This window comes from Amycolatopsis sp. NPDC059235 (genome assembly GCF_042754125.1).
Taxonomy (GTDB): domain Bacteria; phylum Actinomycetota; class Actinomycetes; order Mycobacteriales; family Pseudonocardiaceae; genus Amycolatopsis; species Amycolatopsis albidoflava.
Window position 1 is genome coordinate 20764 of sequence record NZ_JBHZAG010000023.1, and the last position, 24628, is coordinate 45391.

Sequence of the window (24628 nt, forward strand, 5' to 3'; positions counted from 1 at the left end):
GCCGGCATGGATCACGGCGACGTCTTCACCGCGCATCGGCCGACGATGCTCGCCGCCGCCTTCCACATCACCGGATCGCGTTACGACGCGGAGGACGTTGTGCAGGACGCGTGGGAGACCTGGTCCCGTGTCGATCTTGAAACGGTCCGCGCCCCGCACGCGTTTCTGTCGGTGATGGTGTCGCGGCTGGCGCTCAACGCGGTCCGCGCGCAGCGGCGCCGGCGCGAGAATTACCCCGGTCCCTGGCTGCCGGATCCGGTGGTCGAGGGGGATTCGCCGGAGTGGGAGATGCTGCATCGCGACGGTCTGGGCCAGGCGCTCGACTTCGTGCTCAGCACGTTGACCCCGGAGCAGGCGGCGGCGTATGTCCTGCGGAAGGTCCTCGACGTCGACTACCCCTCCGTCGCCGAGGTGCTGGAGACCACGCCCGCCGCGGCCCGGCAGCTCGTCTCGCGCGCGCAACGGGCGGTGACCTCGGCGATCGGCGATTCCTTGCCGGATCAGGGAAAACGCGACGCCGAGGGGCTGGCGAAGCTCGCCGAAGCGGTGCTTTCCGGCGAGATCGACAAGGTCGCCGCGCTGATCGCGCCGGACGCGGTCCTGTACTCCGACGGCGGCGGCAAGGTGCTGGCCGCGCGCAAGCCGTTGTACGGCCCGGATCGGATCGCGCAGTTCCTGATCGGAATCTCCACGATGGAGGAGGTGACGATTGTTCCCGCGATCATCAACGGCGGCGCCGGAGCGGTTTTCCTGCAGGACGGCAAGGCGACGACCACCGTCACCGTGCGAGCCGGAGCGACGGGTGTGTCGACGCTGTGTTTCGTGCGCAACCCGGACAAGCTGACTGGCGTCACTCTCGCCTAGCCGCGATCCCGTCGTACATCATCCGTCGTACGGCTTCGCTGAGCTGGCGTTGTTCGTCGGGGTCCGGGTTGCGCAGCGAGGCGATCGCCGACGCCAGGATCATCCCGTTGATCGCCCGCGCGCTGTTGTCGACGTCGAGATCCGCGCGCAGGTAGCCGAGTTCCACGCCGTGCGACAGGTACGCCGCGGTCAGCTCGGTGGCCAGCTCGAAGAAGTCCAGCACCCGGGCCGCCATCGCTTTGTCGATACCGGCGGCTTCGAACAGCAGCAGCCGCGGGACGCGCGGGTCCTCGCCGAAGATCTGCGCGAGCGCGTCGCCGATCCGGGCGGTCTGCTCGCGGTAGGCGTCCAAAGTGGATACCGCGTCCGGCGCGTTCTCCGCGGTGAGCGCGGTGACGATGCGGGCGACCAGGTCGTCGATGACGTGGTCGACGATGTCGCGCTTGTTCTGGAAGTAGCGGTAGAAGGTGCCGTGCCCGATGCCGAGCTTCGTGGCGATGTCGGAGATGCCGGTGGCGTGGTAGCCGAGGTCGGCGAAGCAGTCGAAGGCGGCGTCGATGATCTCGCGGCGCAGTTCCTGCTTCTTGCGCTCGGCTCGGGTGGTGCGGGCGCTCTCCTGGGCTGTCACGCACTGCAGTGTATTGCCAAGTCCGGCGAAGTGACATACCGTTCCGTTACTGACAAGTAATTCCGGACGAGAGGTCGGACATGGACGCGCACTACGACGCCGTCATCGTCGGCGCGGGCTTCGGCGGGATGGGAGCGGCCATCCAGCTCCGCCGTCTCGGCTACCGCGACCTGCTGATTCTCGACCGCGAGGACGACCTCGGCGGGACCTGGCACGTCAACCGGTACCCGGGGCTGGCCGTCGACATCCCGTCGTCCACCTACTCGTACTCGTTCGAGCCCAATCCGTACTGGTCACGGCTGTTCGCGCCGGGCGCGGAGCTGAAGAAATACGCCGAGCACGTCGCGGACAAGTACGGACTGCGCGGTTCGATGCGGTTCGGCACGGTGGTCACCGGCGCGACCTGGGACGGCTCCAGCTGGCGGGTCAGCATCGAAGGCGGCGAGACGGTCACCGCGAAGTACCTGCTCACCGCCACCGGGTTCCTGTCGCAGCCGAAGATGCCGGACATCGAGGGCATCGAGAAGATCGCGGGCAAGGTCATCCACACCACCGCGTGGGACGACAGCTACGACCTCGCCGGCAAACGCGCCGCGGTGATCGGCACCGGCGCGACGGCCGTCCAGCTCATCCCGGAGATCGCCAAGGTCGCCGCGGACCTGACCGTCTACCAGCGCACGCCCATCTGGGTCAGCCCGAAGCCGGATTACGCCGTGCCGAAGGCGCTGCAGCAGGCGTTCGCGAAGCTGCCGCTGGTGCAGCGCGCGGTGCGGCTGGCGGGCAGTTCGGTGCTGGAGCTGATGATGATCTCCGGCGTCGTGCAGTACCGGCAGTTCCGCGGCGCCAACCGGATCGCCGAACGCTGGTGCCGCGCGCACCTGTACCGCCAGGTCCGCGATCCGCAGTTGCGTCGCAAACTCACCCCGGACTACTCCTTCGGCTGCAAGCGGCCGACGTTCTCCAACGACTACTTCCCGGCCTTCACCCGCCCGCACGTGCACCTGGAGACCACCAGCATCGAGCGGATCGACGAGACCGGGATCGTCACGGCGGACGGCAAGCGCACCGAGATCGACACGCTCGTGCTGGCCACCGGCTTCAACCTGTGGGACGTGAACTTCCCGGCGATCGAGATCATCGGGAAGGACGGCAAGAACCTCGGGAAATGGTGGCGGGACAACCGGTTCCAGGCGTACGAGGGCGTCACCGTGCCCGGGTTCCCGAACCTGATTTCGCTCAACAGCCCGTATTCCTACAGCGGCCTGTCGTACTTCACGACCATCGAATGCCAGATGAAGCACATCGACCGGCTGTTCAAGGGGATGCGCGCTCGCGGCTCGGACGTGTTCGAGGTGACCCAGCGGGCGAACGACGAGTTCCTCGACCGGATGAAACACAAGGTCGGGCATTCGGTGTTCGCGCTCGGTCAGTGCGCGACCGCCAACAGCTACTACTTCAACCAGCACGGCGAGGCGACCTTGCTGCGGCCGACGTCGACGATCAGCGCGCACCGGGAGGCGGCGCGGTTCCCGTTGGAGGATTACAGCTTCGCGTGAGCCCGCCACGTGGGACTGATCGCTGACGCGTGAAGCCCGGGTGATGTGCGCCGGTCCAGGGAACCTCCGGCCCTCGATCGGCGTCGAGGTTGGCGTGAAGACTGAGCAAGACGTCATGGCCCACCTCCGCACGCAGGCGGAGCCCGTGCTCGGCAAGGCCGCGGCGGCGCGGATCCGTGCGTTCGAGAACGGCGACCTGTATGTCGAGGCGCGCACCGCTTCCACGATCTGGGCCTGGCTGGTCGACTTCGTCCTGGTCACCGGTCTCTCGGTGGCCGCGGCGGTGGCGTACTACTTCAAGTCGTACAGCGTCGACGCCGCGGTCGGCGCGAGCGTGATCGGGATCGCGGGGCTCTTCGTGCTGCCGCTGCTGTACGGCTGGTTCTACGGCAACGGCCGCGGCCTCGGCGCGCTGTTCAACGGGATCCGCCTCGTCCGGCTTCGTGACGGCGGCCGGATCGGGCTCTGGAAGGCGGGCTGGGCGATGCTGATCCGCACGCTCGGCTTCGTGATCATCGCGCTCGGGGTGCTCAACGGCGACGTCACCGTGACGAACGGCGTCCGCACGAGCATCGACGTCCGCGAGACCGAGCGGCTCCGCGCGGCCGGGTTCGTCCGGAAGCCGTGAGCGGGTACCAGGTCCGGGCGGTCGCGGACACTCCCGAACAACGGTTGCGCGACTACACCGTCCGGCTGCAGGCGATCGTCACCACGCGGCGGGTCTACCGGGTGATGACGGCCAGCCTCGCCGGGCTTTTCGGCGTCAGCGGGCTCCTGGTCGGGATGCTGGCCCACTCCGCGGCGGGAGGTTTCAGCTTGGCTGGCGGCGGCGTCTTCTTCGCGGTGCTGTGGCTCGGCGGAGTCTTGATCTGGCGCGGCAGGCCCGCGACCGAACGCGCGATGAACCCGGATTCGCATCCGCCCGCCGGCCGTACTCCCGGGAACCTGCGCGGGGCTTTCTTTGCCGCAGCGGGGATGGGGCTCCTTGCCGCTGTCGTATGTGGACTGTCCTTTATGTCCAGTAACCCGCCTGGTGCCGTGCTGAAGCTGGCGGTCGTCGGGTTCGGCACCTTCACGGTCTTCGCCGTGTTGTTCGTCCCGCCTGGATACGTCTACTCGCAGTCCGATCGGTACTTCGCGAAATGGCTTAACCGCAACCGTGCGGCTTACGAGGCCGCGGCTCGGCGGCTCTAAGGCGTACGACGGCGGAGCGTCGCCGCGCCAAGACCCAGTGCCAGTACCGCGCATCCCAGCACGATAAGAATGTTGCGGGACAACGTCATCGTCCAGTCCGCGCTGTGTGTCACCTGGGTCAGCGCTTCGACGGCGTAGGACAGCGGCATCACGTCCGACAGCCAGTGCAGCACCCAGCCCATCTCGTCGCGCGGCTGGAAAAGCCCGCACAGCAACGCTTGCGGCAGCACGAACAGCGGCATGAACTGCACGGCCTGGAACTCGCTCGTCGCGAACGCGCTCACGAACAAGCCCAGCGCCATGCCCAGCAACGCGTCGAGCGCGGTGATCAGCAGCAGCGACCACACCGAACCGGCGACTGTCAGTCCGAGCCACCACAGGCTGACCGCCGTCGCGACCGCCACCTGCAGCACCGCGACCAGCCCGAACGCCAGCGCGTACCCGGCGAGCAGGTCGAATTTGCCCAGCGGCATCGTCATCAGCCGTTCCAGGGTGCCCGCGGTGCGTTCGCGCAGGGTGGTGATCGAGGCGATCAGGAACATGATCACGAACGGGAACACGCCGAGCAGCGCGGGCGCGATCCGGCTGAACACCTCGGCCGAGTTGAACACGAAGCGCAGCAACAACATCAGCAGCGTCGGCACGAGAACGAGCATCACGACGGTGCGCGGATCGTGCCGCAGCTGGGCGAGAATCCGGCGGGTGGTGGCGAGAGTGATCGAGACAGTCATCGCTGAGCCTTCACCAGGTGCAGGAACGCGCGTTCGAGGTCTTGTTCGCCGGTGGCGGCGCGCAGGGCGTCCGGCGAATCGTCGGCGAGCAGCGCGCCGTCGCGCATCAGCAGCAACCGGGTGCAGCGGGCTGCTTCGTCCATGACGTGGCTGGACACGAGAAGCGTGGTGCCTTCCGCGGCGAGCCGGTGGAAAAGGTTCCACAAATGCTCGCGCAGCAACGGATCCAGCCCGACGGTCGGCTCGTCGAGCACGAGCAGCTCGGGTTTGCCGAGCAACGCGACGGCGAGGCTGGCCCGGCTGCGCTGCCCGCCGGAAAGGCGGCCGACCAGCGCGTCGGCGTGCGAACCGAGGCCGACCTGTTCGATCGCGTCGGCCACCGATCGCGAGGGCGCGCCCAGCACGGAGGCGAAATAGCGCAGGGCCTCGGTGACCGTGAGATCGGCGTAGACGGCCGGCGCCTGCGTGGCGTACCCGATCCGGCTTCGCAGCCGACGGCTTCCGGCGGGTTCGCCGAGCACGGTCACCGTGCCGCCGTGGGTCAGCTGCACGCCGACGACCGCGCGCATCAACGTGGTTTTCCCGCAGCCGCTCGGCCCGAGCAGCCCGGTGACCGAACCGGCCTCGACGCGGAAGCTCACGTCGCGCAGCACATCCCGGCCACCCCGGACGACCCGCAGGCCGTCGATGACCACCGCGGAATTAATCATGCGGTTAATTCTGCGCGCGCGGAATTTCCCTGTCAAGCACGGGCGGGGCGGCAGACGTCCGTGAGGGGAACCCTGAGGGACTCAGAGTCCGTCAGGGTTCCCTTCACGGACTGCGGCGGGTTCAGGGGCGGTCGACGTATTGCTGCACGGCGGGCGCGATCAGCGCGAGAACCTCGTCATGGCTGGCCCCGGCGAGGGGTTCGACCTGGATGACATAGCGGACCATCGCGAGCCCGACGAGCTGGGCGGCGATGCCGGTGACCCGCAGGGGCGGGATGTCGAGGGCGTCGGCGATTTTGTCCAGCAGCGCGCCCTGGATGAAGCCGCGCAGCATGTCCGCGGCCTGTTCGGTGGTGGAGACCGAGCGCAGCACGCCGAAGAACGCGTCGCGCGAGGCCGGGGTTTCCCAGAGGGTCAGGAACAGCCGCACGAGCCGTTCGCCGACCTCCGCGCGCGGGCCGTCGAGGATTGCCGCGACTACGACGCCGGGGTCGGCCGGAAGGTGCAGGGCGGTCGCGAAAACCTGGTCCTTGCTGCCGAAGAAATGGTGCACGAGCGCGGGATTCACGCCCGCCTCGGCGGCGATCGCGCGGATCGTCGCGCCCTCGTACCCGTTCCGGCCGAACAGGTCCCGCGCGGCGGCCAGAATGGCCTCCCGCGTTTCGGTCTGCCCGGGGCGGCGTCCCGTCCGTGCCATCGGCGTCCTTTCGTCCTCCCCAGTATCGCGGGACCATGGTCGGTACAGCTGGCTGTACCTGATCTTTACCCCGCGCGGGATCGCCGGTCGCCGCGCCGGGGCCCTAAATTCGGCAATCCGGGAGGACCGGCGGCAGGGGGAATGGGATGAACGGGGCGGCGGTGCACGAGGAAGCGGTCCGGGTGCTGATTCACGCTTCGGATCCGCTTACTGACACGGGGATCCGGAGCTGGCTGCAGGCGAGACCCGAGTTTTCCGTCGTCGCCGACGAGGTGGACGTGATCATCGTCGCGGCCGAGCTGCTCTCGGTGGAGGCGACCTCGGTGTTGCGCGGGCTGAAGGCCACTGTGGACGCTCCGGTCGTTCTGCTCGTCGACGAGGAGACCTCGGGCGCGGCGGTGCTGACAGCGGTGGAGTGCAACGTGGTCGCCCTGCTGAACCGCGAACGCACGTCGAGCGAGCAGCTGGCCGCCGCGGTGCTCACCGCTTCCCGGGGCGGCGGAATCCTGCCCCCGGCGGCGCTCGGGACGCTGCTCAGCCATTTCCGCCGCCCGATGGATCCCCGCCCGACGCACAGTTCCGGCCTGACCCAACGGGAAATCGACGTGCTCCGCCTGCTGGCCGACGGCCTCGACACCGCCGAAACCGCGGAGAAAATCAACTTCTCCGAACGCGCGGTGAAGAAGGTGATCCACGATTTGTCGCAGCGGCTGGATCTGCGCAACCGGACGCACGCCGTCGCCTACGCCCTCCGGAACGGCGCGATCTGAGCCGTTCAGATGATGCCGGTGCGCAGCGCGTACGCGACCGCGTGCGAGCGATTTCGCAGATCGAACCGCACCAGCAGGGTGCTGATGATGTTCTTGATCGTCCGCTCCGAATACGCCATCCGGTCGGCGATTTCGACCGTGCCGAAGCCGTCCGCGAGCAGGCCGAGGATTTCCACCTCGCGGCTCTGCAGCCGGTGCCGGTCGAGGAAACCCCGCGGATAGCGGGCCTCGCCCTCGCTGGCGCGGAACTCGTTGGTCAGCCTGGTCGCGCGGACCTCCTCCGGTTCGGCCGCCGGCACCCGGGCGGCCAGCGCGTCGAGGATCTTCTCGCGCGTCGCGGAACCGCGGTACAGCACGGCGGACAGGCCGAAGCCGCCGAGCCTGCTCAGTTCGGCCTTCTCGATCCGGTCCGCGACCAGCACCGCGCGCACGTCCGGCGCGAGCGTCGTCCGGCGGATCCGCGTCAGGTCGAGCAGGGTTTTCTCGCGGACCTCCGGCACGATCACCAGCAGCACGTCCGCGCGCGGGACCTCGGCGGGCGCCATCACGGCGTAGCGCGGCGCGGCGCGCAGGTAGGCGGCGGCGCCCTCGCCGCTGATCGGGTCGTTGGCGATGATCGCCACTCGTTCGGGCAATGCGCTCATGTCAGCTCACAGACCAGTCGTTCCCGGCGGCAGCGCCGCGTCCTCCGCCTCCGCCGAGGATCCGCGATTCGGCGCGCGACATCGATCCCCCGCGCTGCCGGGCCGCGGTAGTGCCTGCGGTACCTCGGCAGCCAGCGTTAGTTAAGAACTCAATCGAACGTTAGTACTTGTAACCGTAGTTGAACCATAGCACTAGACGGGAGTCCAGTGTTGGTAATTGCCCGCACGACCGGGTGGCGTTCACGCGGCCGTGCGGGCCGCCCGAGGACTCAGGCGAGCGCCTGGGCCGGCGGAAGCCGCGCGGCCCGCATCGCCGGATACGCCCCGGCGATCGCGCCGACCGCGGCCGAGACCGCCACCCCGCCGGCGAGCGCGACCGGCGGCAGCACCGCGGGCCAGCCCTGGCTGAGCGCGTAGCCCGCCGTCGCGCCGACCCCGAGCACCACCCCGACCAGCCCGCCCAATCCGGACAGCAGCACCGATTCGGCGAGGAACTGCCCGCGGATCTGGCCCCGGGTCGCGCCGAGCGCGCGGCGCAGCCCGATCTCGCGCCGGCGTTCCAGCACCGAGATCACCATCGTGTTCGCCACGCCGACGCCGCCGACCAGCAACGCCACCCCGCCGAGGCCGAGGAACAGCGCGCCGTAGGTGTTCTTCGTCAGCTGCTGCGCGGCGAGCGCGTCGGACGGCCGGTCGATCGCGACCTCGTTGGGCGCGGCCGGGTTGATCGTCGCGGCGAGCACCGAGCGCACCGCGTTGACCTGCGACTCCCGCGCACGCAGGTACACCGTGCTCGGGTGGCCGTCGAAGCCGAAGACCTGCTTGGCGACGTCCCAGCCGATCAGCACCGAGCGTTCGACCTCCGGCGCGAGCGGCATCGGGGCGAGAATCCCGACGACGCTGAACCACGCCGAGCCGATCAGGATCTGCGGCGGCCGGGCCGGGTCGAGGCGGTCGATCCCCAGCCGCGACGCCGCTTCCGAGCCGAGCACGACCGCCGGGAACCGCTGGTTCGCCGGGCTGAGGAACGTTCCCGCCCGGACCTTGCCACCGAGCAGCGGCAGCAGATCCGGCCGCGCGGCGAACACCGAGACGCCCGCCGAATCGTCCTTGCCGACCCGGTCGTTGCGGTACACCTTGGCGTTGACCTTGCCGACCTCCACCGCACCCTCGACCGGCGCGATCCGCCGCACCATCGGGACCGCCGAGTCCGGCAGCTTCGCCGAACCGCCCATGAGGGTCTGACCAGCTTCGGCGCGCAGCAGGTTGGTGCCCATCGCGGCGAGTTTGTCTTGCAGCGCCTGGTCCGCGGAGGCCGGAATGGCGAGTACCGCGACCATCGCCGCGACGCCGATGGCGATGCCGAGCGCGGACAGCATCGCGCGCAGCGGGCGGGTGCGCATCCCATGTGCGCCAAGGGAAATCAGGTCGGCGGGGCCGAGCCGGTTCGGGCTGGGCGGCGCGATCACCGCGCTGCTCCCTCGAGATCGGCCGCGCCGGTGTCGAGGCGCAGTTCTCCGTCGAGAATCTCGATCCGGCGGGGCATTCCGGCCGCGATCTCCCGGTCGTGGGTGATGAGCACGACCGTGGTGCCGGCGGCGTTGAGTTCCGCGAGCAGCGACAGCACTGCAGCGCCGTTTCCGGTGTCGAGGTTCCCGGTGGGTTCGTCGGCGAGCAGGATCGGCGGCGTGTTCACGACCGCCCGCGCGATCGCGACCCGCTGGCGTTCGCCGCCGGAGAGTTCGCCCGGCAGGTGACTGGCCCGATGCCCGAGCCCGACCCGGTCGAGCGCCTCCACCGATCGCGCGCGCCGTTTCCGTTTCGGGACTCCGCTGTACAACAGGCCGCCGCACACGTTGCCCACCGCGGTTTCGCCGTCGTCGAGGAAGAACTGCTGGAAGACGAACCCGATCCACCGCGAGCGCAGCGCGGCGAGTTTGCGGTCGGACAGCTGCGCGACGTCGTGTCCGCGAATCTCGATCCGGCCCTCGGTCGGCCGGTCGAGCGTGCCCATCAGCTGCAGCAGCGTGGATTTGCCCGAGCCCGAAGGACCGACGATCGCGACCATCTCGCCGTCCGAAAAGGACAGTGAGACCTTCCGCAACGCGGGCACGTTCCCGCCGTAGGTGCGCGAAACTTGATACGCGGCCAGTACAGGGATCATGACGTGGTCACCACCTTTTGGCCCGCGTGCAGGCCGGCCGCCTTGACCTCGACCTGGCCGCCAGAGAACAACCCGGTCTCGACACCGACCAGCCGCCGCTTGCCTTGCTCGTCGACCTCGACCGCGTACCCGCCTTCGGCGAGCGCGACCAGTGCGCCGACCGGGACCACCAGCACGTCCTGGTGGACCTGCTTGGTGAACCGCACGGAGACCGGAACGTCGAGGACATCGCCAGTGGCCGCCGGGTCGTCCATCCGGATCTGGACGGTGACCTTGGCCTTGCCGTTTTCCTTGTCCTCCGTGGCGGTGTTGCCGACGTCGGTGACGGTGCCGGTCAGCGTACGGCCGTTGAGCGAGACGGACACCTTCGCGTCCTTGACCGCGACGCTCTGCTTGGTCGCGTCCAGTTCAGCCTCCACGACGCGCGCGGTGCCGGTGTACTTGAAGACCTCGCCCGCTCCCGGACCGCCGAGCTGGCCGCTCACCGCCGACACCCGGATCTCGCCGGGAGCGAGCAGGACGTCGGCCGGATCGAAGGACCCGGTCTGTTCGAGGCCGAGCGATTTCTGCCACCGCTTGAGCGCGGCCGCGGTCGCTGAGGTGAACTTCTCGTCCGGCGTGCCGAAGCCGCCGTACCCCAACGCTTTCAGGTTCTCCTCAAGCTCCTTGACGTCCGGGCCCTTGTCCACGCCGTCGTTCAGCGCGCGATAGAACGGCAGGCTTCCGTAAAACAGCGGAACCGGTTTCGCGTCCACTGTGTACGCCGTCTTGCCGCGGCCGAGCACGTCGCCGCGCGCGGGCAGCCACGTCAGCGTGCCGTTCTTCCGGCCGCTCAGCGTAGATTCCTTGCCGTAGCCGAGTTTCCCGGTCGCGTTCTCCTCTTCCTTCAAGTCCGATTTGGTCACTTCGGCGGTCGCCACCGGCTTCGCCGCCGCGGCCGGTTCGCCGCCGGGGGCGACATGTGTCAGTACGACGGCCGAGGTAGTGCCGACCACGACGACGGTCGCTCCCGCGGCGATGATCCAGCGTGCTCGTTTTCCGCTCACTTTCCGGCCATTCCCATTCCGCACGCCTTGAGCGCTTCCTCGAATTTGGTCCCGTCGTCCTTCATCGGCAGCGCCCGCGCGCCGCCCTCGGCGTCGGGGTCCGGCATGTCGACGCCGTGCTCGCGCATGCATTTGGCGTCCTTGCGCGCCTTGTCCATCTCCTCCGGCGTCAGCTTCTTCGGCACTCCGCCGCCCGGCAGCAGCTTCTTGCAGGCGTCGAGTGCCGCCGTGGTTTTGGGATCGTTGGAAAAGTTGATGGTCGGGGCTTCGTTCTCGCCCGGATCCGGCGTGTCGACGCCGTGTTCGCGCATGCATTTCGCGTAGTTGCGCATCGCGTCGCGGTCCGCCGCCGGATCGGCTTTCCCGGCCGCGGCCCCCGGGTCCGAACTCGCCTTCGGGCTGGAGATCGACGGCACCTGCGGCGCGGTGTCCCCGGACGAGCACCCGGTGAGCAGCGCCAGCGCCACTCCGGCCCCGACGGCCGCCAGACGTGCTTTCCGCATCGGATTCTCCTTCGCTCGAGCGGGTGGTTCCCGCCGGTGGCCAAGTAGTACCGACGCGGCGATACAGGCCCGTTAAGCGATCTTGTTTATCCTCTCCTTATGCCCGGATCCGGCAGACTTCTCGGCAGCGACGACCGGGGAGGACCTTTGGCCGAGAAGAACGCCGACGCGCGCCGGGGCCCGCTGCGGCTGTCCGTGCGGACCCGGCTCACCGCGCTGTACGGCGGGTTCTTCCTGCTGGCCGGAATCGTGCTGGTGGTGGTGACCTACGTTGTCGTCAGCAACGAGCTGCCCGTGCCCGCGCAGTACCTCGGCGACGGGGTGTCGTTGAGACTCGGCCAGGTGATGTCCGCCGAAGCGCTTCCCGCGGACGCGACTTTCAGCGCGATCCCGGCGGATGCCGCTTCGGCTTCGGCGGAACGGGTGGCCACAGCGGTGCTCACCGATTACCGCAGCTCGACAATGTCCACTTTGGTCCTCGCTTCGGCGATCGCACTGGTGGTGACGGCGGCGCTGGCATTGCTGTTCGGCTGGTTCATGGCCGGCCGCGCGCTGCGGCCGCTGCACACCATCACCTCGACCGCGCGACGGCTCGAAGCCGGGAAGCTCGATGAGCGGATCAACCTCGACGGCCCGCGCGACGAGCTCAAGGAACTCGCCGACACTTTCGACAGCATGCTGGACCGTCTCGCCGGTTCGTTCGACAGCCAGAAACGGTTTGTGGCCAACGCTTCGCACGAGTTGCGCACGCCGCTCGCGGTGCAACGCACGCTGATCGAGGTCGCGTTGGAGAACCCCGATGCCGGGCCGGAGCTGACCAAACTGGGCGCGCATTTGTTGCAGACCAACGAACGCAGCGAGCGGCTGATCGAAGGGCTGCTCGTGCTCGCGCGCAGCGATCGCGGACTCAGCGCGCGGGCACCGGTGCGACTGGACAAAGTGGTCCGCTCAGTCGTCAAACTTACCGCCGCGCAGGCGAAAGACGCTGGCGTGACGGTGGAAACCCGGCTGCGCGCGCGGACGGTGATCGGTGATGCGGTGCTGCTTGAACGGCTGGTGCTGAACCTGGTGAGCAATGCGATCAGCTACAACGTTCCGGATGGATGGGTGTCGATCACGATCGGTGCGACGCCTGCGTTGAGTGTGCGCAATTCCGGGTCCATTGTGGACGAGATGGCGGTGCCGGGTTTGTTCGAGCCGTTTCGGCGGGGGAAGCCGGATCGCACGGGTGCGGCGGATCACTCGGGGCTGGGGTTGTCGATCGTGCGTTCTGTCGCTCGTGCGCATGATGGGGAGGTGTCGGCGCGGGCGAATCCGAATGGCGGGCTCACTGTCGACGTCCGGTTGCCCGCCTGATCCTTATCTGGCCTTTATCGCCGTTCAAGGCATGATGATCGAATGCGGGTACTGATTGTCGAGGACGAGCCGCTCCTGGCTGATTCGATCGCCGAGGGGCTGCGCCGCCATTCCATCGCGGTGGACGTCTGCTACGACGGCGGCGAAGCGCTCGAACGCGTCGCCGTGCATGCCTACGACGTCGTTGTTCTGGACCGGGACCTGCCGACCGTCCACGGCGACGAGGTGTGCGCGGCGATCGTGGACGCGGGCGGAGAGACCCGTATCCTCATGCTCACCTCGGCCGCCGACGTCACCGATCGCATCGAAGGCCTGAACCTGGGCGCGGACGATTACCTGACCAAGCCGTTCGTGTTCGCGGAGCTGGTCGCCCGGGTGCACGCGCTGGCCCGCCGGGCGCGTCCGGCGTTGCCGCCGGTGCTGGAGGCGGCTGGGCTGGTGCTGGATCTGCCGCGCCATCAGGCTTCGCGTGACGGCCGGTTTCTGCCGTTGTCGCCCAAGGAGTTCGCGGTGCTGGAGGTCCTGATGCGCGCGGACGGGACGGTGGTGAGTGCGGAGCAGTTGCTCGAGAAGGCGTGGGACGAGCACGCCGATCCGTTCACGAATACGGTGCGGGTCACCGTCATGACGTTGCGGCGGAAACTGGGGTTGCCGCCGGTGATCGAGACGGTCGCGGGGGCCGGGTATCGGCTGGATTCGGGACCGGTCGCGCCCAGACCGGCTTAGCTTGACCGGCCTCGGTGGCGGAGGAGGGTCTGGCGGCGGAGCGGACGGATTCGCGGTCCCTGATGGCCGTGACGGCGTTCCTGATCTGGCCGCTCGACAGGTGTGGACCAAGCAGTTCCGCCGCTATGCTGGGCGCACCTCGCCGTCAGGAAACCGTCGCCATGCGAAGCGGAGAAACCCGGGCTGTTCTGGAACGGCTGCTGCCCCGCGTGCTGACCGGGGTGCGGAACGAGCTGAATACCACGATGGCCGTGCACGGGCCAGGGGCGCTCGCGCTGATCCCGCGCTCGATCGAACTCATCCGGTTCGGCGCGGACCTCGCTTTCGACTGCGCGCGGTCGGACCAGATTGTCGACCCGGAAACCCTGTCCCCGTACGAAAAGTTCGGCCAGGTCGTGGCCGACGGAGGGTTTTCCGCGGAGTCGCTGCGGCTCGGCGTCACCACCAGTTACACCGCCGCGATGCGGATCGCGCTCGCCGAAGCGTCGGTGACCGACCGGGCCACGCTGATGCCGTTGGTGAGGTGGTCGGCTCAGCTGGGTCCGCTGGCCGAGGACGCCGAACTGGGCGCGTTCTTCGGCTGGCATCGGCAACGAGCGGAAACCGGGCGGTACCGGGAACAGGTGATCCGCGGCTTGCTGAGCGGTTCGGCCGCCGAGGTGGGCTCGCGGGCTCCGGCGCATCTGATTGCTTTGGTGTCGCCCGCGGATTCGAGCGGCGACCTCGCGGGCAAGCTGGCCCGGCTTGAGCGGTCGCTGCTCGAAAGCGGCTCCTTAGTGTTGGCGCGCAGGAATTTCGTCATCTTGCTGCATCCCTTGCCGGTATTCGACGGGCCGGGAATCCGGGTGCCGGAACACGCGTCGGTCCCGGCTCTCGGCGCGCTCGGGCCTGGCGTCCAGGTGGTGTTGGCCAAGGGAAGCACGCAGGGACTTCTCGGTGCCTTCCGGGAAGCGGTGACAGTTTGGCGGCTGGTGCGCAGTCGCGGCTATCCGGCCGGTATTTACGACTTGTCGCAGGTGCTGGCGGATCGGCTGGTGTCGGGCGATCCGGATCTCGCGACGCGGTTGTCCGCCGTGGTCGCGCCGCTGGCCGATTCGCCGGCGCTCGTGGACACCTTGCGCGGCTGGGTGCTCGGCGACGCCGACCGGCGGCGAGTGGCTGCCGCGCTGCACATTCATCCCAATACTCTCGACCGCAGGCTTCGGCAGGTCGAGCAGCGCACCGGGCTGTCGGTGAGCGGCTACCACGATCTGCAGGTGCTGCATCTGGCTCTCGCCGCGCTGTCCGCGCGCCCGTGACGCCGAGTGCCGCGGCCGCCGGCACTCGGACGCCCAGCCCGGTCAGGGACGGAAGAAACCGCTGGCGTAATTGCACGTCACCTGCACCGAATTGTTCCGGGTGCAGTTTCCGCCCGCGGCGCTGGCGATGGTCACGACGCCGCCGGTGCGGTTGGCGATCGTGGCTGACGCCAGCACTTCCACCGGGATGCCCTTGGGGACCGACACGGACTTGTTGCCGGGCGAGGTGGTGAACAGCAGCTGGGTGAACGCGCTGGGATTGGTGCCGAAGGCCAGCGTGCTGAATCCGGTGACCAACCGGGACGACAGGGAGATTTGTGCCGGAGCGGAACAAAAGACGCCGAGCGACCAGAACACGTTCGGCGGGGAACCGGGGAATTCGGAGAACTTCACCTGCAGCGGACCGGAATTGCACGTCACCGAATTCGCCGCCGGTTTTGGCGAGGCTGTCGCGGCGGTCTGGCCGGTCAGGGCCAGCACCGCGGACAGGCCGAGCGCAGCGCCGGCCAGCCGGGCTGTGGAGTTCATTGCCGCACCTCCAGAATCGAAGAGGAAACCGTCGCGGTCAGCGTAGGAACGCTGCCGCACGAGGTCACGGTGACGGGAACACCCAGCTGGCGAGGTTCGTGGTGACCGCGCCACCTCCTAGACGGTCTTGAACGTGGCCATCATCCCCATGTCCTCGTGCTCGGCATTGTGGCAATGGAACATGTACCGCCCGCGATACCCGTCGAACCGGGCGATCACCTCGACCGCCTCGCCGGGCTGAAGGTCCACAGTGTCCTTTCGGCCCGCGTCGTGCGGGGCGGGATCCTTGCCGCCGCGGGAAAGTACTTCGAAGTGCACCAGGTGCAGGTGGATCGGATGGTGCAGATCCGCGACGAACCGCCAGATCTCGACGTCGCCGAGTTTCGGCTGGGCCGCGATGCGCGTCGGCGTGAAGGCCTCGCCGCCGATGGTCCAGCCGTGCCTGCCGTTGACCTGTCCACTTCGGAACGCGAACTCGCGCGTCACGGTCGCTTGTGCACGGTCAAGTCGCTCCACTTCGGACAGTCGCGCCGGGATTCGGCTGTCGTCCTTGGCTCGGCGGACGACGCGGAAGCGCATGACTTGCGCGGTGGTCCCGGTGCCGAGCCGGTTGACCAGCGTCACCTCGGTACCGACCGGATAGGTGCCGAAATCGACCACCAGGTCATACCGTTCGGCGGGCGCGATCGGCAGATGTTCGTGCCCGCGCGGGGCAGCGAGCAAGCCTTGATCCGAGCCGATTTGCGTGAACGCGGGTCCGCTCGGGGGCGGCGGGTCGAGTGCGAGGTCGTAGCGGCGGGCGTTGGAACCGTTGAGGAAACGCAGCCGATATCGGGTCGCCGACACTTCCGCGACTGGCCACGGTGCGCCGTTCACCAGCAGCACGTCACCGAGAACCCCTGCGGCGTAAGCATCTTCGACACCGGGAACGGTCCGCAATGAAGGGTCGAGCGACGGGTAACGCATCGATCCGTCTTCGGCGAACGCGCGGTCGGTGATCATCAGCGGGATCTCCCGCTCGCCGCGCGGCAGCGGCAGGGCGTCTTCCTCGGCGTCGCGGACGACGTGCAGTCCGGCGAGCCCGCGATACACCGCCGGGCCGGTGAAATCCATCCGGTGGTCGTGATACCAGAGCATCGCGGCCTTCTGCCGCAACGGATACGTGTACTCGCGGGTGCCGGTGGTGACGACGGCGTCCGGATCGGCCATCCCGGAATGACCGTGCCCGGCGCCGGCCAGATACCGGCCGTCGGCGGGCAGGACGAGGTCGGTGGCGTATCCGTCGGACTCCGGCGGCGTGCGTCCGCCGTGCAGGTGCACGACCGTCGGCACCGGAAGTTCGTTGCGGTGCCGCACGATCGTGGTCCGGCCGCTGCGGGATTCGATCGTCGGGCCGGGGAAAGTGCCTTGATAGCCCCAAATCGGCGTGCGCAGGCCGGGCAGGATCTCCGCGGTGCTCGCCCGCTGGACGATCTCGTACCGGTCGACACCACCGTCGCGGGAGACCGGATTCAGCACCGGCGGCACCGGCAAGGGCACCTGAAACGGTTGCGGCAGCGGAACTTCGCTGGTCAGCAGCTCGCCGGTGGCGGCAGCGTCCCGGAACAGCCGCGGGGTGACGAACCCGGCGGTGAGCACCACTCCGGCCCCGCCGGCCAGCCCGAGAAACCGGCGGCGCGACATCCCGCTCATCGCCGCGTCCCGGTCCGCCAGATGCCGAACAGCGTCCCGAGCGCGATCGCGACCAGCGCGACGCCGAGCGGAATGTGCAGGTCAAGAGCGCCAGCCAGGCCCGCGAAGTACTGCGCGGTCTCGCCGCCGGCCAGCAGCAGGCTCGCCCAGAACGGCCACTGGACGCCGCCTCGCCACCAGTACAACGCGGCAGGCACGAGCTGTGCCAGCGCGACCGTCGACACGATGTTCGCGCCGAGTTCGTGCATCGCCAGCATGCCGTAATCGCCGATCAGGTACCGTCCGGCGAACACCGGCTGACCGAGGATCGCGACGGCGTGGACCGTCACGAAAGCCCGCATCACCACCAGCAACGTCCGCCCGCGTGTAAGGGCCGCTTCGGCCACTGTTCCCCCTTGTGCGCGTAACTCTTCCCCCGAACAGACGCTAAGCTGAACTTCTCATGCCGTCCAAGACCAAAAACGGCATATACTCATGACCTCGGAGCTATGGGATGGACCTGCTGCAACTGCGCTACTTCCAGGCGGTCGCCTATCGCGGCCACCTCAGCCAGGCGGCGGCCGAGCTGCACATCGCGCAGCCGTCGCTGAGCCGGGCGATCGCGCGGCTGGAGGCGGATCTCGGCGTGCCGCTGTTCGAACGGGCCGGGCGGGGGCTGCGGCTCAACCACTTCGGCACCACGTTCCTGCGCCGCGTCGACCGGGCCCTGCGCGAACTCGACGACGCCCGACAGGAGCTCGTCGACCTGTCCGGCCTCGAGCACGGCCGGGTCGCCGTCGCGTCGGAAACCCTGCTCACGCTCACCGGCCTGATGAGCGCCTTCCGCGCGGAGTACCCCGGCATCGAGCTGCGGCTGTACCAATCCTCGGCGGAAACCATGGCGCAGCAACTGTGCGCGGGCGAGGTCGATTTGTGCTTCGCTTCGCAGCCGCTGCGGCAACCCGGCCTGCAGGCGCGGGAACTGCTGCGCGAGGAGGTGATTCTCGCCGTGCCCAACACGCACCGCCTCGCGCGGCGCAAACGGGTGCGGATGGCGGACCTCGCGAACGAGCCCATGGTGACCACCCGCCCCGGCTACTGGCCGCGCACCCTCGCCGACCGCCTCTTCGCCGAGGCCGGGTTGGAGCCGAATTACTCCTGCGAGAGCGACGAACCCGGCGCGACCGGCCAGCTGATCGCGAGCGGGCTGGGGATCGGTTTGGTGCCGGAGGTGGCCCGACGAGCCGCCAAGGACGAGGCGGCCGTCGGGTTGGAGCTGGATGCTCCGGGTTGTGATCGGACCTTGACGGTGGTGCGGCGGGCGGACGCCTACCTTTCCGCCGCGGCGCAACGGTTGACGGAATTCGCGGTGGCTTACTTCAGCACTGGCAGGTACCGGACCGCGGTCGAGAGCGCGAGCTGAATCCTCCCGTGCACGCGCGGATTCAACAGCACGGTCCCGTCGAAATCGCCGCTGGAAGCGAAGATCGCGACCGGCAGCGTCAGGGCCTGGAAAAACCCGAACAACGGCCGCAGCGCGTGTTCCAAGACGAGGGCGTGGTGGTCGCCGCCGCCGGTCGCCGCCAGCAGGACGGGTTTGTCAGCCAGCGCGTATTGGTCAACCAGATCGAAGAACTGCTTGAACATGCCCGGATACGAACCGCGGAACACCGGTGTCGCCGCGATCAGCAGGTCAGCTTCTTCCGCACTCCGCAACGCGGCCTCGACCTTCGGCGGCGCGTCCGAGCGTTCACTGGTTCCGCCGAGCCCCAGCCGGTAAACGTCGATCCGGGATGCCTCAAGCGGGACCAAGCCGCCCAGGGTTTCCAGGATGACGTCCACCAACCCCATCGTCTTGGACGGCCGGCTCGGGCTCCCGTTCACGACCGCCACTCGCAGCCCGCTCACGACGCGATCTCCCGCCGTACGACCGGGGCGACCTCGGTGCCCAGCCGCTCGATCGCTTCGAGGTGCGCCTTCTGCGGCATTCCGCCGAAGCCGAGCTGGACCAGCACCCGGTTCAGGCCGTAAAACTCATGGTAGGCAAGCAGTTTCTCGATCAGCTCCGCCGGACTTCCCACCAGCAGCCCCGACCCGGGCGAGGCCTGCGCGTCGAAAGCGGACCGGGACAGCAGCATTCCTTCGCCGCGCTGATGATTGTTCTCCAGCATGCCCTGCGCGAAGTACGGATACATCGTCTCGCGCGCTTCCTGGCTGGTGCGCCCGACATATCCGTGCACGTTGATGCTGATCGCCGCCGGATCGTGCCCGGCCTCCCGCGCGGCCTGCCGGTAAAGCGCGGCGGTCTGCTCGTGCTGCGTCAACGGCCCCAGCAGCAACGCCATCGCCATCGGCAGCCCGCGTCGTCCAGTGCTGATCGCCGAGGCCGCGGACCCGCCGACGCCTACCCAGATCGGCAGGCCGTCGGCGCGCGGCGCGATGTCGGCGTCGTCGAGCGGCGCGCGGAACTTTCCCTTCCAGGTCAACGGATTCTGCTCGCGGATCGCCAGCAGCAGGTCGAGCTTTTCGCGGAAGAGATCGGCGTAATCGGCGAGGTCGTAGCCGAAGAGCGGGAAAGACTCGGTGTACGAGCCGCGGCCCGCGATGATCTCGGCGCGGCCCGCGGACAACAGGTCGATCGTCGCGAACTGCTCCCACACTCGCACCGGATCCTCGGAGCTCAGCACGGTCACCGCGCTGGTCAGCCGGATCCGCTCGGTGCGCTCGGCCGCCGCGGCGAGCAGGATGGCCGGCGCGGACCCGACGAAGTCGGTGCGGTGGTGTTCGCCGACGCCGAAGACGTCCAGCCCCACCTCGTCAGCGAGCCGCGCCTGCTCGATCGTCTCGCGCGCCCGCTGCCGCGGCGAGGGGAGTGCCCCGGAAACCGGGTCCTTGGTGAGTTCTCCGAAGGTCAGGATGCCGATTTCGAACGGCCGCGCCTCAGCGGTCTGGGCGGCGGTCTGCGGTTCAGCCATGGTCGACTCCTTTCGCGTGCCCGGCAGCACCCGCGGCCGAGCCTGCCGGAATTAACCTGTCTGCGCAGACAACTATTTCCGGTGACGGCCGTGGTCACCCGTTTGCCGGGGCCGGGCTACCGTGTCGCCATGGCGAGCGACGGGCTGCGAGACCTGGAACAGGAGGCGTGGAGCGGGTTCCTCTTCACGCACGAGCGGCTGTGGCGAGCGCTGGCGGACGGGCTGGCGCCGCTGAACGTGAGCATGGCGGAGTACAGCGTGCTAGCCCTGTTGGCCGAAGCCGGCGACGCGGGCATGCGGATGACCGACCTCGCGCAGCGGCGGCTGATGTCCACCGGCGGCTTCACCCGGCTGGCCGACCGCCTCGTCAGCCGCGGCCTGATCGAACGCCGCCAATCGGCGGTAGACGCCCGCAGCTTCGACGCCGTTTTGACCGCGCAGGGCCGCGCGCTGATCCGCAAAGCCCGCCGACGGCACCACGAAGACCTGCGGACGCTGTTCTTCGACCGGCTGGACGACGAGCAGCTGCGCCTTCTGGCGGGCATCTGGCGGACCCTCGAGGACGGCTGAGGCTCCCCAAGCCGGGGGAAATGTCCGATTCTCGACCATGGACGGTTGTTGCCCGGTCACGAACTGCTCATGCTGAACAGTTATTCGGCACGAGCAGGGGAAGCCAGATGCAGCAGCAGAGCTTGGCGGTCCGGTGGTCGTCGCGAACAGTCCGGTCCGGCCCGTTTCACCGCGCGTTGTCCGAGGCCGTCGACCGGCGCGGGCTGTCCCTTTCGCGGCTTCGCGCGCATCTCGCCGCGCACGGGGTTTCGGTCGCGGAGTCCACGCTGAGTTACTGGCAGCGCGGATTGCGCAGTCCGTCCGCGCCCCGGTCGCTCGACGTCGTGCGCGCTCTGGAGTCGGTGCTGAACCTGCCGCCGGACAGCCTGGTCGTGCTGATCGGGCCGCACCGGACCGCGGACGCCGATCGCAGGCCGTCGCTGCCGGAACTTCAGCAGAGCTGGGCCGAAACGTTCGCGCTGCGCGACGAGCTGAGCGGAACGCCCGGCGTCGAGGAGAACGCGGACCTCGACGTCGCGACGGTCGTCGACGTGCTGACCCTCGGCGCGCAGGGCCGGACCGAGGAGATCACGTCGACGATGGTGGTGCGGGCCCGAAGATCCGGACCGGACAGTTTCCTGGTCACGCACCAGGACGAGGAAGGCAGCGACGTGACGGCGACGGAGATCATCGCGGTCGACGGCTGCCGGGTCGGGCGGGTGCGGCGCAGCATGCGCTCGGCGGGGATGGTGTTCGAGGTGCTCTTCGACCGCGGCCTCGCCGAGGGGGAGACGCACACGTTCGGCTTCACGCTGCGTCCCTCCGCCTCGGTCCGGCCGGGGAGTTTCCACCGGGTCGTGCGCTCTCGCATGTCGGCGTACCTGCTGCGGCTGCGCTTCGACCCGGCCGCGCTGCCCGCGCGCTGCCTGCGGACCGTCCGGCCTCGCGAGGACCTGGAGCTGCTGGTCCGCGAGCCGCTGTTCTGCGGGCCAGGGAACACGGTCAGCGCCTACTTCGAGGAACTCGGCGTAGGCATCGCCGGAGTCGATCTCATTTGGGACTGATCCGGCGTTTCGTCCAGCGCCACAACAGGAACGCGCCTGCCGCCGCCACCGCGGAGCCGAACACGATCAGTCCGACGGTCAGCGAACCGGCCGGCCCGGTGTCGCGCTGGAGGGTCTGCTTGAACCCGATTCCGCCGCCCCGCTGGTAATCCGAGCCGGGCAGTTTGTCGGCGTAGCGGGAATGCACCTGCTGCTCGTAGTCGGCGATCGTCGTGAACTGGCCGACCGGCGACTGGGGAAGGCTGGCCTGCAGGAGCACGACGCCGTCGCGGCCGAGGTCGTACCAGCCGTTGATCTGCGGTTCGTTCAGCAGCACCGAACCCGGGCGCAGCCGGGCGCTGAGCCGCTCCTCGTCGTTGCCGGACAACACGTTCCCGACCGACCAGCCGCTCGGCGCGGCGCGGTCGGGTGCGGCGCGGAGGGTGGCTTTCGCACCGGTGGCCGAGGTGGCCGTCACCGCGATCGACCGCAGCACGCCCGCCGCGGCTCCCGGCTTCGCCGCGACGAAATCGGGATTGAGCGTGTAGACCGGGATTCCCTGGTGCCCGACCGTGATCCGGCCGGGCTCGCCGTGGCCGACCTGCCGGAAGTTCGACGTGGCGAAACTGATCGCGCGCGCCGTTTCCGCGGCTTTGACCGCGGCCGCGACGTCCTGCTCCGACGGCGGCGCGACCCACGAGGCCCCGGCGGCCTCGGCGGGGCCGGCGGACAGGAGCGCCGCGACCGCGATCGCCGCGCCGGCGGCGAACTTCCGGCAGATCTCACCCATGGCGGCTCGTCAGCCCTTCTTGATGTTGACGATGGTGTCGTTCCAGTTGAACTGGGCGTTGCTCTGGTACTGGGTGTAGTCCCAGGTCTGGTAACGCTCGTAGCTCGGCCACGGGTCGCCGACCATGATCGAGTTGTTCGTGGTGTCGTATCCGTAGATCACCTCGGCGTGGCCGCCGCCGGAGGTCCAGTAGATGCCGGTCAGGTTCAGGATTCCGGAGTTGACCTGGTTCTGGACCGAGTCGTAGCTGATCGGCCCGTTCGCGCTCTCCGCGTTGAACCCGGTGCCGATGAAGCCCTGCACGATCTCCGAGATCTGGCCGCCTTCGTTCGGGCAGTACCCGGACTGGGTGCCCTTGCCCGCCGCGCAGAAATCGGCCTGCGAGGCGGAGCCGCCCTGGGACTGCTCGATGCTGGAGCCGTCCGCGGCCCAGCACCACTGGTCGTTTTCCTGCACCTGCTGGTTGTACGAGAGCTGCTTCGAAGCGGGCAGCGCGGCGCGGTTCAGGTGCCCGCCGAGCGGCTGGACTTCGACCACCTTGGTGTGCGTGGCGGTCTTGATGAGGCCGTTCGGCTGGTTCGCGTCGTTGGTCGACTGGGCCAGCGCGGTGCCCGGCAGCAGCGCCACGGCAAGCGCGGCTGCCCCGGTCGCCACCGTAATCCGGACTGTCCGCCGGGTGGGTCGGTAATCCATCGAATCTCCTTGTGCCAGACGGGGAAGGGAGCTTGCCGGGGTGACCCGGCCGAGCATCACTGTGTTCTCGCCCGCTCCCGCAGAGCAACGGCTCCGGCACGCCGTGTGAGTGTTCACATCCGGTTCTGCGGGAAAACAACTGGCACCGCCGCGGTTTCGCTCATCGCGGCGACTGGTAATTCGCAATATTCACAGCGCGTTCACAACCGATGAATCGCGCCGGAGGGACTTTGGTCCACAAGGGACCGGGGGTTACGGCAGGCTTCGCCGGAGTGCGTCGCGGAGCAATTCCGGGGGCGTCGATTCCGGGTGCAGCACCGCTTGCATGGTCAGTCCGTCGAGCAGCGCGGAAAGCCGGACCGACTCGACGGTCAGGTCCAGTTCCCCGGAAAGCCTGCCGAGCGCGACGGCCTCGCGCAGGATCCGGGTGATCAGGTCGCGCAAGTACTGGTGCTGGGCGGCGGCGCTCGCGCGGAACGCCGGCCGGGTGCGGGCGGCGACGGTGAACGCCAGCCACGCGACGGCCTCGTCCCGGCGGTCGTCGTCGAGCGGGAGGAACTCGGCGAGCAGGTCTTCGACGAGCGTCCGGCGATCGGTGTCGGCTGCGAGGAGCCGGTCCGCGCGGACCGCCACGCGCTCGCCGATCCGGCGGCCGAGCTGGTCCATGGTGAAGATCATCATCGCCTCGTGGTCGGCGAAGTAGTGCCGGATCGATCCGATCGCGAGGCCTGCCTCCTTGGCCACGTTGCCGAGTGTCGCGCCCTCGACGCCGGAGCGGCGGACTACCCGCACCACGGCTTCGCTGACGGCCATCCGCCGGTCTTCCGGCACCACGATCTTCGGCATGGTTGCGTTTATAGCACGACGATGCCACGATGGATTTAGCATGACCGTGCCAAATTGGGTGAACGCTGGGGTCGTGAGTGCCTGCGCCGACCGGCACGAATACTCACGAGGCCCAGCGCTCGGTGAAGGGGGTCCGCGATGAGCGGGTGGGTGCTCGTGAGTTTGGTCGTCGGCGTCGTGGTGATGCTGGTGTTCCGGATGCTCGGGGAGCCGTTGAACTGGCGGGACACCGTCGCGCCGCCGGTGGTGCTGATCGCCATCGGTGTCGTGGGGGTGGTCGGTTTCAAGGGGCTGACCAGCGCTGACGTGTGGTGGATTGTCGGCAGCTGCGTGGTCGGTCTCGCCTTCGGCGCGGCGCGCGGGGCGACGATCCGGCTGTACGCCAAGAAGGGCGAGCTGTGGCAGCGCTACCGCAAGTCGAGCCTCGCGCTGTTCGTGCTCGGTGTGGCCGTGTCGCTCGGATTCACTGTGCTGGCAGTGAAATTCGGCATGCACGAACAGGCGAGGCCGTATCAGCTCGCGATCGGGGTCAGCTTCGCGGGCGAAGCGCTGGTGCTCATCCCGCGCGGGCTGCGTGCGGACGTGCCGTTCGCCAAGGACAAGGAACGGCCGTGGGACAAGTGGCTGCAGTCCCGGGTCCGCTGAC

General features: G+C 68.8%; 29 protein-coding genes. 12 read left to right on the plus strand and 17 right to left on the minus strand.

Translation table 11 applies throughout. The features are described from left to right. Positions 1 to 6 precede the first annotated feature (6 nt). Positions 7 to 864, plus strand: coding sequence for a sigma factor (locus ACFXI3_RS17375; protein ID WP_378400344.1), 858 nt, complete (start codon positions 7 to 9; stop codon positions 862 to 864). Here ACFXI3_RS17375 and ACFXI3_RS17380 read toward each other — a convergent pair. Then, on the minus strand, positions 851 to 1492 hold the full coding sequence (locus ACFXI3_RS17380; protein WP_378400346.1) for a TetR/AcrR family transcriptional regulator: 642 nt from the start codon (positions 1490 to 1492) through the stop codon (positions 851 to 853). The genes ACFXI3_RS17375 and ACFXI3_RS17380 overlap by 14 nt on opposite strands. A gap of 80 nt (positions 1493 to 1572) precedes the next feature. On the opposite strand from ACFXI3_RS17380, the gene ACFXI3_RS17385 reads away from it, so the two are divergent. The 3 genes from ACFXI3_RS17385 (at position 1573) to ACFXI3_RS17395 (ending at position 4242) form a co-directional block, all read left to right on the plus strand. Further along, on the plus strand, positions 1573 to 3048 hold the full coding sequence (locus ACFXI3_RS17385; protein ID WP_378400347.1) for a flavin-containing monooxygenase: 1476 nt from the start codon (positions 1573 to 1575) through the stop codon (positions 3046 to 3048). A 94-nt stretch (positions 3049 to 3142) separates the two neighbouring features. After that, positions 3143 to 3676: a hypothetical protein gene (locus tag ACFXI3_RS17390; protein WP_378400348.1), complete on the plus strand. Its 534-nt coding sequence runs from the start codon at positions 3143 to 3145 to the stop codon at positions 3674 to 3676. Next, complete coding sequence (locus ACFXI3_RS17395) at positions 3673 to 4242, plus strand: hypothetical protein (protein WP_378400350.1); 570 nt, start codon at positions 3673 to 3675, stop codon at positions 4240 to 4242. Before ACFXI3_RS17390 ends, ACFXI3_RS17395 begins: the two co-directional genes overlap by 4 nt. Here ACFXI3_RS17395 and ACFXI3_RS17400 read toward each other — a convergent pair. The 3 genes from ACFXI3_RS17400 to ACFXI3_RS17410 all read right to left on the minus strand — a co-directional run bounded on the left by ACFXI3_RS17400 (position 4239) and on the right by ACFXI3_RS17410 (position 6380). Continuing rightward, a complete protein-coding gene (locus ACFXI3_RS17400; protein WP_378400352.1) occupies positions 4239 to 4973 on the minus strand; it encodes an ABC transporter permease in 735 nt (244 codons plus the stop codon). The two genes, ACFXI3_RS17395 and ACFXI3_RS17400, sit on opposite strands and share 4 nt — an antisense overlap. Beyond that, positions 4970 to 5683 carry an ABC transporter ATP-binding protein gene (locus ACFXI3_RS17405; protein WP_378400353.1) on the minus strand — a complete coding sequence of 238 codons (714 nt, stop codon included), beginning with the start codon at positions 5681 to 5683 and terminating at the stop codon, positions 4970 to 4972. The genes ACFXI3_RS17400 and ACFXI3_RS17405 overlap by 4 nt, the downstream gene beginning before the upstream one ends. Before the next feature lie 121 nt (positions 5684 to 5804). Beyond that, the gene (locus ACFXI3_RS17410; RefSeq protein WP_378400354.1) at positions 5805 to 6380 is read right to left on the minus strand and encodes a TetR family transcriptional regulator; all 576 of its coding nucleotides are present in this window, start codon (positions 6378 to 6380) and stop codon (positions 5805 to 5807) included. Between the two features lie 146 nt (positions 6381 to 6526). Between ACFXI3_RS17410 and ACFXI3_RS17415 the strand changes: the two genes are divergently transcribed. Then, positions 6527 to 7150, plus strand: a complete 624-nt coding sequence (locus tag ACFXI3_RS17415) for a response regulator transcription factor (protein WP_344271238.1) — start codon at positions 6527 to 6529, stop codon at positions 7148 to 7150. Between the two features lie 5 nt (positions 7151 to 7155). Here the strand turns inward: ACFXI3_RS17415 and ACFXI3_RS17420 are convergent, their stop codons facing one another. The 5 genes from ACFXI3_RS17420 to ACFXI3_RS17440 form a co-directional block, all read right to left on the minus strand. After that, complete coding sequence (locus tag ACFXI3_RS17420; RefSeq protein ID WP_378400357.1) at positions 7156 to 7794, minus strand: response regulator transcription factor; 639 nt, start codon at positions 7792 to 7794, stop codon at positions 7156 to 7158. Positions 7795 to 8063: 269 nt separating this feature from the next. After that, complete coding sequence (locus ACFXI3_RS17425) at positions 8064 to 9197, minus strand: ABC transporter permease (RefSeq protein ID WP_378400492.1); 1134 nt, start codon at positions 9195 to 9197, stop codon at positions 8064 to 8066. A gap of 62 nt (positions 9198 to 9259) precedes the next feature. After that, positions 9260 to 9958: an ABC transporter ATP-binding protein gene (locus ACFXI3_RS17430; RefSeq protein ID WP_378400359.1), complete on the minus strand. Its 699-nt coding sequence runs from the start codon at positions 9956 to 9958 to the stop codon at positions 9260 to 9262. Next, the gene (locus ACFXI3_RS17435; protein WP_378400360.1) at positions 9955 to 11004 is read right to left on the minus strand and encodes a peptidoglycan-binding protein; all 1050 of its coding nucleotides are present in this window, start codon (positions 11002 to 11004) and stop codon (positions 9955 to 9957) included. The genes ACFXI3_RS17430 and ACFXI3_RS17435 overlap by 4 nt, the downstream gene beginning before the upstream one ends. Further along, on the minus strand, positions 11001 to 11507 hold the full coding sequence (locus tag ACFXI3_RS17440) for a hypothetical protein (RefSeq protein ID WP_378400362.1): 507 nt from the start codon (positions 11505 to 11507) through the stop codon (positions 11001 to 11003). Before ACFXI3_RS17440 ends, ACFXI3_RS17435 begins: the two co-directional genes overlap by 4 nt. A 99-nt stretch (positions 11508 to 11606) precedes the next feature. On the opposite strand from ACFXI3_RS17440, the gene ACFXI3_RS17445 reads away from it, so the two are divergent. The 3 genes from ACFXI3_RS17445 (at position 11607) to ACFXI3_RS17455 (ending at position 14887) form a co-directional block, all read left to right on the plus strand. Continuing rightward, positions 11607 to 12863, plus strand: coding sequence for a sensor histidine kinase (locus tag ACFXI3_RS17445; RefSeq protein ID WP_378400364.1), 1257 nt, complete (start codon positions 11607 to 11609; stop codon positions 12861 to 12863). Between the two features lie 42 nt (positions 12864 to 12905). After that, entirely contained in the window at positions 12906 to 13589 is a 684-nt protein-coding gene (locus tag ACFXI3_RS17450; protein ID WP_378400366.1) for a response regulator transcription factor, read from the plus strand. Between the two features lie 161 nt (positions 13590 to 13750). Further along, positions 13751 to 14887, plus strand: coding sequence for a PucR family transcriptional regulator (locus ACFXI3_RS17455; protein ID WP_378400368.1), 1137 nt, complete (start codon positions 13751 to 13753; stop codon positions 14885 to 14887). Positions 14888 to 14929: 42 nt separating this feature from the next. On the opposite strand, the gene ACFXI3_RS17460 is transcribed toward ACFXI3_RS17455, so the two are convergent. The 3 genes from ACFXI3_RS17460 to ACFXI3_RS17470 form a co-directional block, all read right to left on the minus strand. Then, entirely contained in the window at positions 14930 to 15415 is a 486-nt protein-coding gene (locus ACFXI3_RS17460) for a hypothetical protein (RefSeq protein ID WP_378400370.1), read from the minus strand. Positions 15416 to 15532: 117 nt separating this feature from the next. Next, the gene (locus ACFXI3_RS17465) at positions 15533 to 17107 is read right to left on the minus strand and encodes a multicopper oxidase family protein (protein ID WP_378400372.1); all 1575 of its coding nucleotides are present in this window, start codon (positions 17105 to 17107) and stop codon (positions 15533 to 15535) included. Beyond that, positions 17104 to 17493 (minus strand): hypothetical protein, encoded by a 390-nt coding sequence (locus ACFXI3_RS17470; RefSeq protein WP_344271266.1) that lies wholly within the window; start codon positions 17491 to 17493, stop codon positions 17104 to 17106. Before ACFXI3_RS17470 ends, ACFXI3_RS17465 begins: the two co-directional genes overlap by 4 nt. Positions 17494 to 17600: 107 nt before the next feature. Between ACFXI3_RS17470 and ACFXI3_RS17475 the strand changes: the two genes are divergently transcribed. Then, positions 17601 to 18509, plus strand: a complete 909-nt coding sequence (locus ACFXI3_RS17475) for a LysR family transcriptional regulator (RefSeq protein WP_378400374.1) — start codon at positions 17601 to 17603, stop codon at positions 18507 to 18509. Here ACFXI3_RS17475 and ACFXI3_RS17480 read toward each other — a convergent pair. Together ACFXI3_RS17480 and ACFXI3_RS17485 are read right to left on the minus strand one after the other, a co-directional pair. Beyond that, complete coding sequence (locus ACFXI3_RS17480; protein ID WP_378400376.1) at positions 18461 to 18994, minus strand: NAD(P)H-dependent oxidoreductase; 534 nt, start codon at positions 18992 to 18994, stop codon at positions 18461 to 18463. The genes ACFXI3_RS17475 and ACFXI3_RS17480 overlap by 49 nt on opposite strands. Then, complete coding sequence (locus ACFXI3_RS17485; protein WP_378400378.1) at positions 18991 to 20061, minus strand: LLM class flavin-dependent oxidoreductase; 1071 nt, start codon at positions 20059 to 20061, stop codon at positions 18991 to 18993. Before ACFXI3_RS17485 ends, ACFXI3_RS17480 begins: the two co-directional genes overlap by 4 nt. A 129-nt stretch (positions 20062 to 20190) precedes the next feature. Here ACFXI3_RS17485 and ACFXI3_RS17490 point away from each other — a divergent pair, with 129 nt between their 5' ends. Continuing rightward, positions 20191 to 20631, plus strand: a complete 441-nt coding sequence (locus ACFXI3_RS17490) for a MarR family transcriptional regulator (protein WP_344271278.1) — start codon at positions 20191 to 20193, stop codon at positions 20629 to 20631. A 107-nt stretch (positions 20632 to 20738) separates the two neighbouring features. Beyond that, positions 20739 to 21674: a helix-turn-helix transcriptional regulator gene (locus ACFXI3_RS17495; protein WP_344271281.1), complete on the plus strand. Its 936-nt coding sequence runs from the start codon at positions 20739 to 20741 to the stop codon at positions 21672 to 21674. Here the strand turns inward: ACFXI3_RS17495 and ACFXI3_RS17500 are convergent. The 3 genes from ACFXI3_RS17500 to ACFXI3_RS17510 form a co-directional block, all read right to left on the minus strand. After that, positions 21661 to 22443 carry a hypothetical protein gene (locus ACFXI3_RS17500; protein ID WP_378400381.1) on the minus strand — a complete coding sequence of 261 codons (783 nt, stop codon included), beginning with the start codon at positions 22441 to 22443 and terminating at the stop codon, positions 21661 to 21663. The two genes, ACFXI3_RS17495 and ACFXI3_RS17500, sit on opposite strands and share 14 nt — an antisense overlap. A gap of 9 nt (positions 22444 to 22452) precedes the next feature. Next, positions 22453 to 23136 (minus strand): papain-like cysteine protease family protein, encoded by a 684-nt coding sequence (locus tag ACFXI3_RS17505; RefSeq protein WP_344271287.1) that lies wholly within the window; start codon positions 23134 to 23136, stop codon positions 22453 to 22455. A 252-nt stretch (positions 23137 to 23388) separates the two neighbouring features. Next, positions 23389 to 23982, minus strand: a complete 594-nt coding sequence (locus ACFXI3_RS17510; protein ID WP_378400383.1) for a TetR/AcrR family transcriptional regulator — start codon at positions 23980 to 23982, stop codon at positions 23389 to 23391. Positions 23983 to 24120: 138 nt separating this feature from the next. Between ACFXI3_RS17510 and ACFXI3_RS17515 the strand changes: the two genes are divergently transcribed. Next, positions 24121 to 24627 carry a DUF1453 domain-containing protein gene (locus ACFXI3_RS17515; RefSeq protein ID WP_378400385.1) on the plus strand — a complete coding sequence of 169 codons (507 nt, stop codon included), beginning with the start codon at positions 24121 to 24123 and terminating at the stop codon, positions 24625 to 24627. The last annotated feature ends 1 nt before the right edge of the window (position 24628 follow it).

Coding starts and splice junctions, on each gene's coding strand:
- ACFXI3_RS17450 (WP_378400366.1), top strand. CDS start 12,906: ATGCGGGTACTGATTGTCGAGGACGAGCCGCTCCTGGCTGATTCGATC.
- ACFXI3_RS17425 (WP_378400492.1), bottom strand. CDS start 9,197: ATGCGCACCCGCCCGCTGCGCGCGATGCTGTCCGCGCTCGGCATCGCC.
- ACFXI3_RS17410 (WP_378400354.1), bottom strand. CDS start 6,380: ATGGCACGGACGGGACGCCGCCCCGGGCAGACCGAAACGCGGGAGGCC.
- ACFXI3_RS17415 (WP_344271238.1), top strand. CDS start 6,527: ATGAACGGGGCGGCGGTGCACGAGGAAGCGGTCCGGGTGCTGATTCAC.
- ACFXI3_RS17490 (WP_344271278.1), top strand. CDS start 20,191: ATGGCGAGCGACGGGCTGCGAGACCTGGAACAGGAGGCGTGGAGCGGG.
- ACFXI3_RS17430 (WP_378400359.1), bottom strand. CDS start 9,958: ATGATCCCTGTACTGGCCGCGTATCAAGTTTCGCGCACCTACGGCGGG.
- ACFXI3_RS17460 (WP_378400370.1), bottom strand. CDS start 15,415: ATGAACTCCACAGCCCGGCTGGCCGGCGCTGCGCTCGGCCTGTCCGCG.
- ACFXI3_RS17505 (WP_344271287.1), bottom strand. CDS start 23,136: ATGGATTACCGACCCACCCGGCGGACAGTCCGGATTACGGTGGCGACC.
- ACFXI3_RS17455 (WP_378400368.1), top strand. CDS start 13,751: ATGCGAAGCGGAGAAACCCGGGCTGTTCTGGAACGGCTGCTGCCCCGC.
- ACFXI3_RS17375 (WP_378400344.1), top strand. CDS start 7: ATGGATCACGGCGACGTCTTCACCGCGCATCGGCCGACGATGCTCGCC.
- ACFXI3_RS17405 (WP_378400353.1), bottom strand. CDS start 5,683: ATGATTAATTCCGCGGTGGTCATCGACGGCCTGCGGGTCGTCCGGGGT.
- ACFXI3_RS17465 (WP_378400372.1), bottom strand. CDS start 17,107: ATGAGCGGGATGTCGCGCCGCCGGTTTCTCGGGCTGGCCGGCGGGGCC.
- ACFXI3_RS17500 (WP_378400381.1), bottom strand. CDS start 22,443: ATGGGTGAGATCTGCCGGAAGTTCGCCGCCGGCGCGGCGATCGCGGTC.
- ACFXI3_RS17495 (WP_344271281.1), top strand. CDS start 20,739: ATGCAGCAGCAGAGCTTGGCGGTCCGGTGGTCGTCGCGAACAGTCCGG.
- ACFXI3_RS17400 (WP_378400352.1), bottom strand. CDS start 4,973: ATGACTGTCTCGATCACTCTCGCCACCACCCGCCGGATTCTCGCCCAG.
- ACFXI3_RS17515 (WP_378400385.1), top strand. CDS start 24,121: ATGAGCGGGTGGGTGCTCGTGAGTTTGGTCGTCGGCGTCGTGGTGATG.
- ACFXI3_RS17485 (WP_378400378.1), bottom strand. CDS start 20,061: ATGGCTGAACCGCAGACCGCCGCCCAGACCGCTGAGGCGCGGCCGTTC.
- ACFXI3_RS17510 (WP_378400383.1), bottom strand. CDS start 23,982: ATGCCGAAGATCGTGGTGCCGGAAGACCGGCGGATGGCCGTCAGCGAA.
- ACFXI3_RS17440 (WP_378400362.1), bottom strand. CDS start 11,507: ATGCGGAAAGCACGTCTGGCGGCCGTCGGGGCCGGAGTGGCGCTGGCG.
- ACFXI3_RS17385 (WP_378400347.1), top strand. CDS start 1,573: ATGGACGCGCACTACGACGCCGTCATCGTCGGCGCGGGCTTCGGCGGG.
- ACFXI3_RS17420 (WP_378400357.1), bottom strand. CDS start 7,794: ATGAGCGCATTGCCCGAACGAGTGGCGATCATCGCCAACGACCCGATC.
- ACFXI3_RS17445 (WP_378400364.1), top strand. CDS start 11,607: ATGCCCGGATCCGGCAGACTTCTCGGCAGCGACGACCGGGGAGGACCT.
- ACFXI3_RS17475 (WP_378400374.1), top strand. CDS start 17,601: ATGGACCTGCTGCAACTGCGCTACTTCCAGGCGGTCGCCTATCGCGGC.